The sequence below is a fragment of the Pseudomonas ovata genome (assembly GCF_003131185.1).
Lineage (GTDB): Bacteria > Pseudomonadota > Gammaproteobacteria > Pseudomonadales > Pseudomonadaceae > Aquipseudomonas > Aquipseudomonas ovata.
In genome coordinates this window covers 51,042-64,919 of record NZ_QFFU01000002.1, presented here as the reverse complement: position 1 = coordinate 64,919, position 13,878 = coordinate 51,042, and the positions used below count along the sequence as shown (strand labels likewise).

Sequence of the window (13,878 nt, the reverse complement as noted above, 5' to 3'; positions counted from 1 at the left end):
TCCTTGTGATGAGCCTCACCCTTCCCGCTCCGTCCCCCATCCTGGCCATGGCCAGACGTGCCGCCGAACTGAAGGCGGCCGGCCACGCCATCATTGACCTGACTCTGGGCGAGCCCGATTTCACTCCACCGGCCCATGTGCTCGCTGCGGCCCATGCCGCACTGGACAACCGCAAACTCGGCTATTCGCCGGCCAACGGCCTCCCGGAACTGCGCCAGGCCATTGTGCAGGCTTTCGAGCGCAACCCTGGCGTGCATTACGATATCAACCAGATCGCAGTCGGCTGCGGCGCCAAGCAGATCATCTTCAACGCCTTCCTGGCCTCGATTCAGGCCGGCGACGAGGTCATCATTCCAGCGCCTTATTGGGCCTCCTACCCCGACATGGTCCGCGCCTGTGGCGGGGTGCCGGTCATCGTGCCTTGTAGCCTCGAACAAGGCTTTCGCCTGCAGCCCGCACACCTGCAAGCCGCCATCAGCGAGCGCACGCGCTGGCTGATCATCAATGCACCCGGCAACCCGAGCGGCGTGACCTATAGCACTCAGGACCTTGAAGCACTGGGCCAGGTGCTGCTCCGGCATCCGCAGGTGATGATCCTGTCGGATGACATCTATGCTCACATCCACTTCGCTGCTGATGGCCAGCCGGTGCGTACGTTGCTGACGGCCATGCCAGCACTCAAGTCGCGCATCCTGACCGTGGACGGCGTGTCCAAGGCCTATGCCATGACCGGCTGGCGTGTGGGCTGGGGCGCCGGTCCCCAATTCTTGATTGACCGTATCAACGCGGTGCAGTCGCAGAACTGCACCCAGACCTCGAGCCTGAGCCAGATGGCCGCCGCGGCTGCGCTGAATGGACCGCAACAGTGCCTGCAGGAACGCAATGCGGTGTACCGCGACCGCCGTGATGCGGCGCTGGCGATTCTGCAGACAGCGCCGGGGCTGGTGGTCAACAAGCCCGACGGTGCCTTTTATCTGCTGCCCACACTGACCGGCACAGTGCGCGATGGCGATGCCGCAGCCGATGCGCTGTTGCACGAGCACGGCGTGGCGGTGGTGCCGGGCTCGGCCTTTGGCGTCACCGAGGCCCTGCGTTTGTCATTTGCCACCGACAAGGCGCAACTGGTCGAAGGCTGCCGGCGCATCGTCGACTACCTCGGGAAGGTCCGTCCATGATTGCGCTGGTATTGACCACGCTGTGTCCGATCATCCTGCTGATCGCCCTGGGTGTGGTGATCAAGGCCCGGACCTTTGTGGCCGACAGCTTCTGGCCCGGCGCCGAACGCATCGGCTATTACATCCTGCTGCCGTCTTTGTTCTTTCACAGCCTGTCTACGGCCAACTTCTCGCAGGTGCCAATCAAAGACATGGCCTGGGTGCTGCTGGCCTCGACGCTGGGCAGCGCCGCGCTGCTGTATGCCTTTCGGGGGCGCATGGCCGAGCAGGGGGCGGCGTTCACCTCGGTGTTCCAGGGCGGCATCCGCTTCAACAATTTTATCGGGGTCACCGTCGCCGCCGGGCTGTTCGGCAGCTCGGGCGTGGCCATGGCGGCGGTGGCCAACGCGATCATCGTACCTACCGTCAACATCCTGTGTGTGCTGGTGTTTGCGCGCTGCACCCCGACCCACCAGGCGCTGGGCTCGGTGCTGCGCTCGCTCTTCACCAACCCGTTGCTGGTGTCGTGCCTGCTGGGCGTGCTGGCCAGGATCAGCGGCCTGACCCTGCCGGCCTGGCTGTCGCCGATGCTCGCGTCCCTGGGCAGTGCCGCCCTGCCCCTGGGCCTGTTGTGCGTAGGCGCGGCCCTGGGCCTGGGCTCGCTGCGCCAGCACCTGCGCCCTATTGCCTGTGCGTCGGTGATCAAGTTTTTGGTCATGCCGACGGCGGCCTACCTGCTGTGCCGCAGCGCCGGGTTTGGCGGTCAGGCTGCTGCGGTGGCGGTGATCTTCCAAGCCTTGCCGACCGCCTCATCGTCCTATGTCATGGCCCGGCAAATGGGCGGCGATGCCTTGCTGATGGCCAATATCATTGCGGCCCAGACCGTGGCGGCAGCCGTGATCCTGCCGGTGGCGATGGGACTGGCGCTGACGTTGTAGCAGACAGGGCCAGACTGTTCGACGACATCAACGCCGAATACGGCCCCTGGGCTACCATGGCATCATCGGCCACGCCCAATCGGTGAGTCATTTGATTATCAGGCCGCAGCCAAGCCCACCTGCCCTATTCAACGGCAGTCAAAGCCTGGGACAGTCATGGCGCCTCCTCACAACTTGGACTACCGCAACCTTGCTGGCAGCGCTGGTTGGCCTGGCTCATGTTCTCGACGTCATTACAGGCGTACACGTTGAACCAGTTCTGCTTGGCAGCGGCACAGGCCTCGGTTTTGTAAGGTACGCTGACACTCTTGATGGGCTCATTCGGCCCGCACTGATATTTGAACTCTTTGGTTTTCATCCCGCTGTCGGCCGCTACTTTACGTACGATGTCATCCAGTTCCTGGCTGCGCCGGGCCTGGGAGGCATCGCTTGCACTGCCCATACCCGCCATGTTCTTCAGACTCTCGTTCAAGGCATCGGCCTCGTTGCGACTGGCCATGGCAGCACTGCCCTTGGCACCCGGCTGGCTACCCATGCTTGCGCCTTGCAAGGACGAAGCGGCAGGTATGATCGTAGCTGCCGCCCCCTGTGTACCGAGGTTGCGCTGCGCCGTGGCGATGCCGTTGGCCTTGCCATCGGTGAGGATATCGGCCGCCATGCCAGTGATCATTTGGTTACGAATCGTGCTGGAGACGCCCGACACCGAACTGACAGCCCCCGCCCCAATACCAATCGCCACCATTTTGCCAAACAGATCGCCACTGCCTGACCCGGTTTCGTCTTGTTGTTGACGCCGAGCGGCCGCTTGCTGTTGCGATCTTTGCTGGGCCTGCTGCTGTTGGTTGGCAGCAATATCACTGCGCAATCGATCGTTCTCCTGGCGAGTCTTGTAAAGCGCATCAACCCGTTCGCCGGCAAGGTATTCGCAGCGTTCACGGCTGCCATTGACCGTGCAGATGCCATTCCCACTGGGCGCAAAACCGCTCATCTCACCGTCATAGACCTGTGCGCCGGCAACGCTGACACTGGCCTGAGTGAAGCCCAGTGCACCTTCACGAGCGATCATGCTGCCTTTTACTGTCAGGTTTGAATCCAGCCGCGACCAACTGACGATTCCGCTCGGTACGCCTTTGTCGAACATACCGGTAATGCGCTCCTGGCCACTGGCATCGTAGGCATCCACCTCACCGGACCAACTGTTCTGTTCGCAGCGCCCACTGACCATGCGCCAGCCGGTAAAACCGCATGGCTGGCCACTACGCATGACCTGCGCAGCAGCCAGATGCCGTGGGCCCAGCCTGCCGTCACGGGCCTGTGCAACGGAGACTTTACCGTCGGGTGAGGTGACATTGACCGGTCCATCGCCAAGACGTCCTACATCGAATGTACCCTCGATCTGCTCGCCATTGGCCATTCGCATCACGCCCGGACCATTGGCCAGAGTGAAATTGACAATGCCGCCTGCGGTGAAACGAATGGCTGTGGGATAAACCTCAAGCTCCGGCAACATATACTTGTAACCGTCGTAGGTGATGTTGACGTGCCTGGAATACGCGGGCAGGTTGCAGATCCCTGTCCATGTGTTGCCCTGCGGGTCGCCAAGCGTGCAATGCGCGCCCGACAGCAGCGTCACGCCGATGGTGGGCGACACTGTGCTGAACTTGTCACTGCGTAACGTCCACCCTGTGGGTGAGGTGTATGTACCGTCGCCCCCTCCCACGCAGCCATTGCCCATAGTCAGGAAACCGATCAGATCGCCGCGAAAGATAACACTGCCATCGGGGCGTATGAGTTCCCCTTGGCCGTTGACATACCCTTCGCGGGTCGAGGCGAATCGCCCCTTGCATGAGGCAATCAGTTGACCGCTGGCATTGAAATCGCGACCTGTGCCCTGTCCGTTAGGAAGACTGTTTTTAAAATCACCCGTGTAGTCAAAAGCGCTGAAATCTGTCTGATAGCGGTGGGTATTGTATCCGTCCGGAATATGGGTCGGCAGCGTTGCGCCACCCCCGGCACAACCGCCGAGCACCAGGCAGGTGCCCGACGCGCCCACAAAAGATTTAAAACGGACAATGCGTGGCGCGACAGTCAAGTCCATGGACAGATAGATCCAGAAAATATCGAAGGAAAGCACGCGCAGCAGCAACGTTCAGTCAGGCTGGCGGCGTCAGGACGGACAAAAGGGTCAGGTCAACAGTAGAGGGTGATGGATGATGGCACATGGCAATGCCGATTGTATTCAAACAGCACAGAGAAAGGCCGGACTTTTTACCCAGCCTGCTGGTGTCTGAACTCGGCGATACGATCGAAATAACGCATAAGACGCTTTTCAGGCCTGCGGTGCTTCAGACCTGGCTACCTTGGCCGGCTGGATCGACAGCACCAGCAAAGCCGCAATCAGGCACAACAGCCCGGCCACGAAAAACGCCGGCAGGTAAGTGGCGAACGTCGTTCGTGTCCAGCCGGCGCCATAGGCCGCAAAGGCTGCGCCCAACTGGTGCCCGGCAAAGATCCAGCCGAACACCACGTTGGCCCGCTCCGGCCCGAAGCGCTGGGCGGTGAGCTTGACCGTCGGCGGCACAGTGGCGATCCAGTCCAGGCCGTACAGCAAAGCAAAAATCGACAGGCCGAACAGGGTGAAGTCCGAGAACGGCAACAGCATCAGCGCGATACCGCGCAGGCCGTAGTACCAGAATAACAACCAGCGATTGTCGAAGCGGTCCGACAGCCAGCCGGAGCCCACCGTGCCGATGAAATCGAAGATCCCCATCATCGCCAGCACGCCGGCGGCGGTGGTCAGGGCGATGCCGTAGTCGCCGCACAGGCTGACGAAGTGGGTCTGGATCAGGCCGTTGGTGCTGGCCCCGCAAATGAAGAAGGTCAGCAACAGCACCCAGAACGTCCAGCTGGAACTGACCTGGACCAACACCTTGAGCGGTGTCACCAGCAGTTGCGCCATGCCTTGGGTGCGCGGCGCAGGCGGTTCGGCCTTGTCAGCACCGTAGGCCGCCAGATCAAGATCGGCGGGGTGATTACGCATCAATAGCCCGACCAGCAGCGCCACCAGGGCAATGGCCGCACACACGTAGCACAGCGCCATGCGCCAGCCGTAGGCTTCGGTCAGCGCAGCCATGGCGGGCATGAACACCAGTTGCCCGGTGGCCGAGCTGGCCGCCAGCAGGCCCAGCGCCAGTCCGCGACGCTGGCTGAACCAGCGCGTGGCCACCGTGGCGCCCAGTACCATGGCGGTCAGCCCGGTGCCAAAGCCGACCAGCAGCCCCCAGCACAGCACCAGTTGCCAGAACCGGGTCATGAACAGTGACAGGCCCAGCCCGGTGGCGACGATGGCCAGCGCCACCAGCATCACCCGGCGTACGCCGTAGTAGTTCATGAACACCGCCGCAAACGGCCCGATCAGCCCGAACAAGGCAAAGCGCAGCGCCAGGGCGGCGGAAATGTCGGCGGTGTCCCAGCCGAACTCGGCGCGCAGCGGTGTGATCAGCACGCCGGGCGCGCCAATGGCCCCGGCCATGACCAGCATGGTCAGGAAGGTCACCGCCAGGGCGACCCAACTGTAGTGAACCTGGCGACGTGCCAGTGAACGGGCCACGACTGTGGAGATCATCGGGCACCTGCCTGTCTGGCGAGGGTTACGTTCATGGCACATTCCTGTTTATGCAGCGGTTACTTATGTGCAATTGCACATATAAGCGCAAAAAAATCAGCCCACCACCGTGGCCTGCAACGACTCGCGCAATGCGGCGGCCTGCTCGGCGCCCACCAGCGCTTCGTATTCCTGCTGCGCCGCCAGCCAGAAAGGCCTGGCCTCGGTCACTCTGGCCAGGCCCTGGTCAGACAGCGACAGCCTGAGCGCCGAACGCGCCCCTTCGGCACGGCTATGGATCAAGCCCTCGACCTGCAAGGGCTTGAGCGCCCTGACCAGCGTGGTGCGCTCCATGACCATCGCCTCGGCCAGCTCGGCAATGGCGATGCCGGGATGCTTCTTGACCAGCACCAGAATCGAGAACTGCGAGATCGACAGGTTCGCCGCGGCCAGGTGCCGGTCGTACAACCGGGTCAGGAAACGGGCGTTACGCCTGACGGCATGGCAATGACAGAGGCTGGGACCGAGAGAAGTATTCATGTGGGCCATCATATGTGCAATTACACACAAGTCAACACAATCCTCTGCGCACGCCCGGCATGCAACTGTGCATCTCTGTCGTGCTAGTGTGGCCAGCGATCGTCTGTCACAAAATCAAAGGAGTCCACCGCATGGAAGTGCAATGCCGATCCATTGAAGAAGTCCGCCAACACATCGACCGCCTGGACCGTGAGATCGTCACGCTGCTGGCCCGGCGCGGACGATTCGTCAGCCAGGCCGCCGCCTTCAAGAGCACCGCGCAAGATGTCCGGGCGCCGGCGCGGGTCGAGCAGGTCATTGCCAGGGTCAACGCCCTGGCAGACGAGGTCGGTGGTAATCGGCAGGTGGTGGAACAGGTCTACCGCGCCATGATCAGCGCCTTTATCGAGGCCGAGCTGGCCGAGCACCAGGCAATGACAGCCAACCGCGCCTGACAAGGCTCTGCCCGCAGGCAAGACAAGCCCCCCATACAGAGGCCGACAATGACTGACAAACACCATCACTATCAGGTCCAGGTGGTCTGGACCGGCAACCAGGGCACCGGCACCGCGTCCTATCGTGGCTACAGCCGGGCGCACGCCATCAAGGCTACCGGCAAGCCTGAAATCGAGGGTTCCTCCGACCCGGCCTTTCGCGGCGACCCGGCGCGCTGGAACCCCGAAGAACTGCTGGTGGCGTCGTTGTCGGCCTGCCACAAGCTCTGGTACCTGGGCCTGTGCGCCGAGGCAGGAGTCAATGTCCTGGCTTATGAGGACAACGCCCAGGGAAGCATGATCGAGCAGGCAGGCGGCGCCGGGCAGTTCACCTCGGTGGTGCTCAGGCCCAGGGTGACACTGGCGGCCGGATCCGATCTGGACAAGGCCCTCATGCTACAGGCCACGGCGCATGAGAAATGCTTCATTGCCCGCTCGATGAATTTTCCGGTCAGCCATGAGCCTGAGCTGTTGCTTGAGGCGCACCTGTGATCTGCGGCATTCGCGACCGTCGCTACATGCTCAAGCGCAAGGCCAGCGCACTCAGGGTGGCCAGCAGGATCGGCAGGGTCAGTACGCTGCCGACCTTGAGGTAATAGCCCCAGGTGATGCGCACGTTTTTCTGCGCCAGTACATGCAGCCACAGCAACGTGGCCAGGCTGCCGATGGGGGTGATTTTCGGCCCCAGGTCGCAACCGATGACATTGGCGTAGATCATCGCCTCGCGGATCACGCCGCTGGCCTCGCTGCCCTGGATCGACAGCGCACCGATCAGCACGCTGGGCATGTTGTTCATCACCGAGGACAACAAGGCGGCCAGCAGCCCGGTGCCCAGGGTCGCAGCCCATAGCCCCTGCCCGGCCAGGCTGTCGAGCACGGCCGTCAGGGTGTCGGTCAGCCCGGCATTGCGCAGGCCGTAGACCACCAGGTACATCCCCAGTGAGAACACCACCACCTGCCAGGGCGCGTGGCGCATCACTTTGCCGATGGAGATGGTGCGGCCCTTGCCTGCTATCACCAGCAGGATCAAGGCGCACAAGGCCGCCACCGCGCTGACCGGAACACCCAGCGGCTCCAGCACGAACAGTCCCACCAACAGCAGCACCAGCACCACCACGCCGGCGCGAAAGGTCGCCGGGTCGCGGATCGCCAGCTGCGGGGCACGCAATTGGGCAGGGTCATAGCTGGCCGGCACATCCTGGCGGTAGAACAGCCACAGCATCAGCAGGGTCACCGCCACGCTGACCAGGTTGACCGGCCACATGACGGCGGCGTACTCGACAAAACCGACCTTGAAGAAATCGGCCGAGACAATATTCACCAGGTTGGACACCACCAGCGGCAGGCTGGCGGTGTCGGCGATGAAACCGGCGGCCATGACAAAGGCCAGCGTCGCCGCCGGGCTGAAGCGCAGGGCCGCCAGCATGGCGATGACAATCGGGGTCAGGATCAGCGCCGCGCCATCGTTGGCGAACAGCGCCGACACCGCCGCCCCCAGCAACACCATCAGGGCGAACAGGCGCCCGCCCCGACCCTGCCCCCAGCGCGCCACATGCAGGGCCGCCCATTCAAAGAAGCCGGCTTCATCGAGCAGCAGACTGATGATGATGATCGCAATGAAGGTGGCCGTGGCATTCCACACGATGTGCCACACCACCGGGATATCCCCCAGCCCCACCACACCGGTGAGCAAGGCCAGCACCGCGCCGCCGGCCGCGCTCCAGCCTACGCCCAGCCCCTTGGGTTGCCAGATCACCAGCACCAGCGTTAGCGCAAATATTGCGACTGCAATCCACATCTGATGACCTCGGCTCCGGATAGATCGGCGAGGCATTGGAATACACCAACAGACGAAGATTCACTACTGGCCTTGGGCTATTTTCGCAATCAGGGCTTGGGCAGATAACCCGGCAAGGCCTCGATGCGTGCCAGCCAGCGTTGCACCTGCGGGTAAGGCTGCAAATCGACGCCGCCGTCGGGCGCCAGCGCCACATAGGGGTACACCGCGCAGTCGGCAATGGTGGGCCTGCCGATGGCCAGCCAGTCATGCTGCTGCAGGTGGGCGTCGAGCAGCGTCAGGACGCGGATGGATTTTTCCAGGGCGGCGGGCTTGTCCAGTTCATAGCCAAACAGCTCGACCAGCCTGGCCGCACACACGCTGTGCTGCACTTCGTTGGCGGCAAACGACAGCCATTGCACGATCTGCGCCTGGGCAGCGGCTTCGCCCGGCCACCAGGCCAGGCCGCCATAGGTGCCGGCCAAGTGCACCAGAATCGCCTGGGCATCGCGCACCACGTGCTTGCCGTCTTCCAGCACCGGCACCTGGGCCAGTGGGTTGAGCGCCATGAACGGCGCCTGGCGGTGCTCGCCGCCGGCCAGGTCCACTGGCACCAGGTCCAGGTCGATACGGGCCAGAGCGGCAAACAGGCGAACCTTGTAGCAGTTGCCGGACAGGGTCAGGTCATGCAGTTTCATGCGGCGCTTCCTTCAGGGATCAATTGGTTGAATTCCAGCACGTTGCCGTCCGGATCGCGGATAAACAGCGCGATGCGGCGCGGACCGATGCGATGCGGGCCTTGGGTGATAGCAATGCCCTGCTCGCCCAGCCAGTGCTGCAACGCCTCAAGGTCATCGACGATAAAGGCCGGGTGGGTGATGCCCGGCAGTTTGATCGGCGCGTCGAGCAGGACGTTATGCGCCTCGGGCATCCGGGCACCGTTGAAAATCAGGTTGATGCGCACGCCATCGGCGCTGAGCATTTCGTTGGCTTCATGTTCGGCGAAGCGGGCGCTTTCGACAAAGCCCAGCGCCTGGTAGAAACCCAGGGCGCGCGGCCGGTCGCTGACGCGGATGCCGATGTGATCGTAAGCCTGGATACGCGCCGGGTTGGCGCCTGGGGCAATCAGTGTCATGGGCTTGGCTCCGTGGCGTTCAAGTCCCGTACAGTGTCGCCCCAGGCAGGCTGCGCACCTAGGGGGCGCGGCTGACAACACTTGTGCATTAACCGCACAGATCAGACAGAGAGAATCGATGGACAGGCTCAAGGCCATGGCCAATTTCGTGCGTATCAACGACAGCGGCAGCCTGAGCGCAGCGGCCGACAGCAGCGGGCAGTCGGTGGCCTCATTGGTGCGTTCATTGGCGGCACTGGAGCAGCACCTGGGCGTGCGCCTGCTCAACCGCAGCACCCGGCGCATGGCCCTGACCGAAGAAGGCGCACAGTACCTGGCCTGGAGCCGGCGCATGCTGGCCGAGGTCGAGCTCATGGAGCAGCACTTCGATAACGCCCGTCATGACCGGCCCGCCGGGCTGCTACGTCTGACCGCGCCGGTGGAGTTCGGCCAGCGCTACATCGCTCCGCTGGTCAATGACTTTCTCAAGGCCCATCGCGAGATGCGCGTCGAGCTGATGCTTGACGACCGTATCAACGACCTGCTCGACGAGGGCCTGGACCTGGCGGTGCGCATCGGTCGCCTGCCTGACTCCTCGATGGTCGCCCGCACGGTGGGACACACACGCCTGATCACCTGCGCCAGCCCCGATTACCTGCGCGGCGCCCCCACGCCCGACAGCCCGCGCGCCCTGCACGAGCACACATGCATCAACCAGAAGGACCGGGGCCGGCACTGGTACTTTCGCAGTGGCAAGACCGAGCTTGTCGAGGAGGTCCAGGCACGCCTGGTCACCAACCAGACCCACGCCGTGCGCCTGGCCTGCGTGCAGGGCCTGGGCATTGCCCGGCTGCTGCACTATCAGGTCTGGGAAGAACTGCAGGACGGGCGCCTGCAGCGAATCCTGCAAGCCTTCGAGCCCGAGGCGCTGCCGGTACAACTGGTCTTTCCCCACGCGCAGATGCTGGCGCCACGCGTGCGAGCCTTCATCGACTGGACCTGCCCGCGCCTGGAAGCACAGTTGCCGGACCCTCGCTGATCGATTGCGCCCACAGGTCGCTGGCCCGGACGGCACGAAACCGCGGGAGGTAGGAGCGCGCTTGCCCGCGACCGAGTGCGCAGCGCTCGCAAAATTGATGCAACGCCACAGATTTACAGCTGTGAACACACTCAAAATCTGCGAAACGCCACAGATTTACAGCTGTGAACACACTCAAAATCTGCGAAACGCTGCAATTTTACGACTGCTAACGCAGCCGGTCGCGGTGGTCCGGCATTCCGGCAGAGCGCGCTCCTACAGCGCTCTGTGCCTGTGATCAGCCAAACACATGCGAGGGCCGGTGCAGGACCGGGTCGAACGGGTTGACTTGCAGCCCGATGGCCCGGGCTTCGCGCTTGAGCAGCTCGACCACTGTGGGCATGCGCGCCGGGCCCAGGCGGTCGCTGATGGTTGCCACGCTCAGGGCGGCGACAGCATGGCCGTTGCGGTCCAGGATCGGCACCGCCAGCCCGGCCATGCCGTCGAGCACGCCGGTGTTGCGCCCGGCATAACCCAGGCTGCGCACGTTGTCGATTTCGGCACGCAGCAGCACTTCGTCGTAATGATGAACCTCCTTGAGCCGCGGCAGGTTGTAGCGGATCACCTCGTCGCGCTCCAGCTCCGGCAGGAACGCCAGGATCGCCAGGCTGCCCTGGCCCACGCCCAACGCCACGCGCCCGCCAATGTCGCCAGTGAAGGTACGGATCGGGTACGGCCCCTCACTGCGGTCCAGGCACACCGCATCAAACCCCGAACGCGCCAGCAGAAACAGCGAATCGCCCAGCGAAGCCGACAGCCGCAGCAGGCTGGGACGCACCACATCGCGCAAGTTGCCGGCCTGGCCAGCCTTGGCCGCCAGGGCAAAGAAATCCAGGCTCAGGCGGTAACGCTTGCTGGTTGCACACTGATCGACCATGCCTTCCTCGACCAGGCTGCGCAGCAGACGGTGGGTGGTCGGTTGTGCCAGGCCTACTCGCAGCGCCAATTGGCTGACCCGCTCCCCCTCGCCACTGCAATCGCCCAGGGCGCGCAGCACGGCAAACAGCCGCGACACTGCACTGACACCGGTTTCTCTGGGCTCACTATTTCGCTCAATGGAATCCATTTCGCTTTAAACCTCCAAAAATTTCATTCAGTGGAATAATTTCAAAATAGCTACCGCTCAGTGAAATTACTGCCTTGTCGCCATCCTAAGCTTTGCCCTACTCTCGGGTCCATAGGGCGATACCACAACATCGGCCGCCGCCATCGAAGCGAGCGCCAACGTCCGTCTAGCATTGCTTTTCGCCGTTGGCGCCTGCCCCCCCTGAAAACTGCCGGTCTTGCCGGCGGTGTTGACGTTGGAGCACAGCCATGACTTTTTTGTTGATCGACAAACTCTGCAAGCGCTACGGCGCCATGGAGGCGGTGGCCAGCTCCAGCCTGGCGATCGAAAAAGGCGAATTTGTCTCCCTGCTCGGGCCTTCAGGCTGCGGCAAGACCACCACCTTGCAGATGATTGCCGGCTTCATCGAAGTCACCAGCGGCACCATCGTGCTCGACGGCCGCGACATCACCCATGCCAAGCCGGCCAGCCGTGGCTTGGGGGTGGTGTTCCAGAGCTACGCGCTGTTTCCCCACATGAGTGTGCGCGACAACGTCGCCTTCGGCCTGCAGATGCGCAAGGTGCCGCGTGCCGAGATCGGCCAGCGGGTCGACCGCGCCCTGGCCCTGGTGCGCCTGACCCCGCACGCCGAACGCTACCCGCGCGAATTGTCCGGTGGCCAGCGCCAGCGTGTGGCCCTGGCCCGGGCGCTGGTGATCGAACCGCCGGTGCTGCTGCTCGATGAGCCGCTGTCGAACCTGGACGCGCACCTGCGTGAAGAGATGCAGTTCGAGATCCGCCGCATCCAGCACGAAGTGGGCATCACCACCCTGATGGTCACCCACGACCAGGCCGAGGCGCTGTCGATCAGCGACCGCGTGGTGGTCATGCAAGCCGGGCGCATCACCCAGGTCGACGACCCCTACCGTCTTTACGAACACCCGCGCACGCCGTTCATCTCCGACTTTGTCGGCAAGGCCAACCGCCTCTACGGCATTAGCGCCGCCGACGGCAGCGTGCAGGTGGCCGCCGAAGGGCCGTTGACCCTGAGCCTGCGCCCGGAAAAGATCACCCTGGTGGCGGCCGGCAGCGGCAAGCTGCAAGGCACCGTCAACTGCCGCTACTTTCTGGGCAGCCAGTGGCTGTACCGCATCGACACCGCCCTGGGCGAAGTCGCCGTGGTGCGCGCCAATGACGGCAGCGCACCGCTGCCTGAAGGTCATGCCGTGAGCCTGGACTGGGACGACGCGTTGCTGCGCGTACTTGACGCCAGCGAGGTGGCGGCATGAGCGACACAAGACCGCGCAACAGCGTCTGGGGCTACGGCCTGAGCAGCCCGGCCATGCTGCTGTTTCTGATCCTGCTGGTGCTGCCGCTGGGCCTGACCGTGGTGCTGTCGTTCAACGCCTTCGACTACGCCACCGGCATCAAGACCGGCGAATACACCTTCGGCCATTACCTGAACCTGCTGACCGACAGCTACTACTACGAAATCTTCTTTCGCACCTTCTGGATCAGCGCGCTGGTGACCCTGCTGTGCGTGCTGATCGGCATTCCCGAGGCCATGATCCTCAGCCGCATGGGCGCGCCGTGGCGTTCGATCTTCCTGATCCTGATCCTCACCCCGCTGCTGATCTCGGTGGTGGTGCGCGCCTTCGGCTGGAGCCTGCTGCTGGGCGCCGACGGCCTGATCAACCAGGGCATCACCGCCCTGGGCGGGCAACCGGTGAAACTGCTGTACACCCCGTTTGCGGTGATCATCGGCCTGGTCCACGTGATGCTGCCGTTCATGATCATTCCGGTGTGGACCTCGCTGCAAAAACTCGACCCGGCCGGCGAACAGGCGGCCCTGTCGCTGGGGGCCAGCCAGTGGACGGTGTTTCGTCGCATCGTGCTGCCACAGATCATGCCCGGCGTCTTGTCCGGCACGCTGATCGTCTTCGGCCTGGCGGCCAGCTCCTTTGCCATTCCCGGCCTGTTGGGCGGACGGCGCCTGAAAATGGTCGCCACCATGATCTACGACCAGTACCTGGCCGAGCTGAACTGGCCCATGGGCGCCACCATCGCCGTGGCCCTGCTGCTGATCAACCTGCTGGTGATGCTCAGCTGGAACCGGCTGGTCGAACGCCGCTACAAACGCACCCTTGGAGTCTGA

14 protein-coding genes are annotated in these 13,878 nt (G+C 63.5%); 7 read left to right on the top strand and 7 right to left on the bottom strand.

The features are described from left to right. Positions 1-8 precede the first annotated feature (8 nt). Together DGA31_RS03410 and DGA31_RS03405 are read left to right on the top strand one after the other, a co-directional pair. Positions 9-1,175 carry a pyridoxal phosphate-dependent aminotransferase gene (locus tag DGA31_RS03410; RefSeq protein ID WP_109511550.1) on the top strand — a complete coding sequence of 389 codons (1,167 nt, stop codon included), beginning with the start codon at positions 9-11 and terminating at the stop codon, positions 1,173-1,175. Next, on the top strand, positions 1,172-2,092 hold the full coding sequence (locus DGA31_RS03405) for an AEC family transporter (protein ID WP_109511549.1): 921 nt from the start codon (positions 1,172-1,174) through the stop codon (positions 2,090-2,092). Before DGA31_RS03410 ends, DGA31_RS03405 begins: the two co-directional genes overlap by 4 nt. 154 nt (positions 2,093-2,246) lie before the next feature. Here DGA31_RS03405 and DGA31_RS03400 read toward each other — a convergent pair whose 3' ends face one another. From DGA31_RS03400 to DGA31_RS03390, 3 genes are all read right to left on the bottom strand, one after another. Next, a complete protein-coding gene (locus tag DGA31_RS03400) occupies positions 2,247-4,238 on the bottom strand; it encodes a hypothetical protein (RefSeq protein WP_109511548.1) in 1,992 nt (663 codons plus the stop codon). A gap of 183 nt (positions 4,239-4,421) precedes the next feature. Next, positions 4,422-5,717: an MFS transporter gene (locus DGA31_RS03395; protein WP_109511547.1), complete on the bottom strand. Its 1,296-nt coding sequence runs from the start codon at positions 5,715-5,717 to the stop codon at positions 4,422-4,424. A gap of 96 nt (positions 5,718-5,813) precedes the next feature. Beyond that, entirely contained in the window at positions 5,814-6,236 is a 423-nt protein-coding gene (locus DGA31_RS03390) for a MarR family winged helix-turn-helix transcriptional regulator (RefSeq protein ID WP_109511828.1), read from the bottom strand. Between the two features lie 131 nt (positions 6,237-6,367). Here DGA31_RS03390 and DGA31_RS03385 point away from each other — a divergent pair, with 131 nt between their 5' ends. Both DGA31_RS03385 and DGA31_RS03380 read left to right on the top strand, forming a co-directional pair. Next, positions 6,368-6,670: a chorismate mutase gene (locus tag DGA31_RS03385; RefSeq protein ID WP_056839753.1), complete on the top strand. Its 303-nt coding sequence runs from the start codon at positions 6,368-6,370 to the stop codon at positions 6,668-6,670. 48 nt (positions 6,671-6,718) lie between these two features. Further along, a complete protein-coding gene (locus tag DGA31_RS03380) occupies positions 6,719-7,201 on the top strand; it encodes an OsmC family protein (protein ID WP_109511546.1) in 483 nt (160 codons plus the stop codon). Positions 7,202-7,223: 22 nt separating this feature from the next. Here the strand turns inward: DGA31_RS03380 and DGA31_RS03375 are convergent, their stop codons facing one another. The 3 genes from DGA31_RS03375 to DGA31_RS03365 all read right to left on the bottom strand — a co-directional run bounded on the left by DGA31_RS03375 (position 7,224) and on the right by DGA31_RS03365 (position 9,621). Beyond that, entirely contained in the window at positions 7,224-8,507 is a 1,284-nt protein-coding gene (locus tag DGA31_RS03375) for an arsenic transporter (RefSeq protein ID WP_056839751.1), read from the bottom strand. Between the two features lie 89 nt (positions 8,508-8,596). Continuing rightward, positions 8,597-9,184, bottom strand: coding sequence for a glutathione S-transferase family protein (locus DGA31_RS03370; protein ID WP_056839750.1), 588 nt, complete (start codon positions 9,182-9,184; stop codon positions 8,597-8,599). Continuing rightward, positions 9,181-9,621, bottom strand: a complete 441-nt coding sequence (locus tag DGA31_RS03365; protein ID WP_421957944.1) for a VOC family protein — start codon at positions 9,619-9,621, stop codon at positions 9,181-9,183. Before DGA31_RS03365 ends, DGA31_RS03370 begins: the two co-directional genes overlap by 4 nt. 118 nt (positions 9,622-9,739) lie before the next feature. Here DGA31_RS03365 and DGA31_RS03360 point away from each other — a divergent pair, with 118 nt between their 5' ends. Then, the gene (locus tag DGA31_RS03360) at positions 9,740-10,639 is read left to right on the top strand and encodes a LysR family transcriptional regulator (RefSeq protein WP_109511545.1); all 900 of its coding nucleotides are present in this window, start codon (positions 9,740-9,742) and stop codon (positions 10,637-10,639) included. A 277-nt stretch (positions 10,640-10,916) separates the two neighbouring features. On the opposite strand, the gene DGA31_RS03355 is transcribed toward DGA31_RS03360, so the two are convergent. Continuing rightward, positions 10,917-11,744 (bottom strand): IclR family transcriptional regulator, encoded by an 828-nt coding sequence (locus DGA31_RS03355; RefSeq protein ID WP_109511544.1) that lies wholly within the window; start codon positions 11,742-11,744, stop codon positions 10,917-10,919. A gap of 248 nt (positions 11,745-11,992) precedes the next feature. On the opposite strand from DGA31_RS03355, the gene DGA31_RS03350 reads away from it, so the two are divergent. Then, on the top strand, positions 11,993-13,012 hold the full coding sequence (locus DGA31_RS03350; RefSeq protein ID WP_109511543.1) for an ABC transporter ATP-binding protein: 1,020 nt from the start codon (positions 11,993-11,995) through the stop codon (positions 13,010-13,012). Next, positions 13,009-13,878: an ABC transporter permease gene (locus DGA31_RS03345; protein WP_056839746.1), complete on the top strand. Its 870-nt coding sequence runs from the start codon at positions 13,009-13,011 to the stop codon at positions 13,876-13,878. The genes DGA31_RS03350 and DGA31_RS03345 overlap by 4 nt, the downstream gene beginning before the upstream one ends.